The following is a 372-nucleotide window of genomic DNA, read 5'->3' as shown; positions in this document are numbered from 1 at the left end:
GTCCCAGCAGTTCGCTCGGCGGCTCATGCTGGGAGCGAGATTGTGCTGTTCCAGGAACTCCTGCCACTCGTAGCCGGTGAACTGGGACCCCTGGTCCGCTGCCCGGCAGCGGTTTGCCTTCAAACCGCGAGAGGGGGAGTGAACATAGAACTTGGTCTTTGGCTTGCGACGCCAGACGGCCAACAGCAGGGCTAGCAGCGGCAGATCGGTGTAGTCGCGGCCCTGCATCTCCGATGGATCAAGAGGAAGCAAAGAGAGTTCGAAGGACAGGCCCGACAGTCAGATCGCCAATATGTTTCCGGCGAGACGCATTACGTCTTTGGAAAACCACTTCGACTTCTGGTTCATAACAATGGCTCATCGCGGCATGAA

General features: G+C 58.1%; 1 protein-coding gene and 1 pseudogene. One reads left to right on the top strand and one right to left on the bottom strand.

The window, feature by feature from the left end:
- Positions 1-228, bottom strand: a pseudogene (locus tag V3C85_RS00160) (hypothetical protein); the annotation flags it as partial.
- Between V3C85_RS00160 and V3C85_RS19420 the strand changes: the two are divergent.
- Positions 205-372, top strand: a 168-nt coding sequence (locus V3C85_RS19420; RefSeq protein ID WP_445941960.1) for a YgjP-like metallopeptidase domain-containing protein, incomplete at its 3' end; no start/stop codon positions are given. The pseudogene V3C85_RS00160 and the gene V3C85_RS19420 overlap by 24 nt on opposite strands.

It is taken from the genome of Pseudotabrizicola sp. L79 (genome assembly GCF_036553525.1).
Taxonomy (GTDB): Bacteria; Pseudomonadota; Alphaproteobacteria; order Rhodobacterales; family Rhodobacteraceae; genus Pseudotabrizicola.
This window is presented reverse-complemented; position numbering and strand designations above follow the sequence as displayed.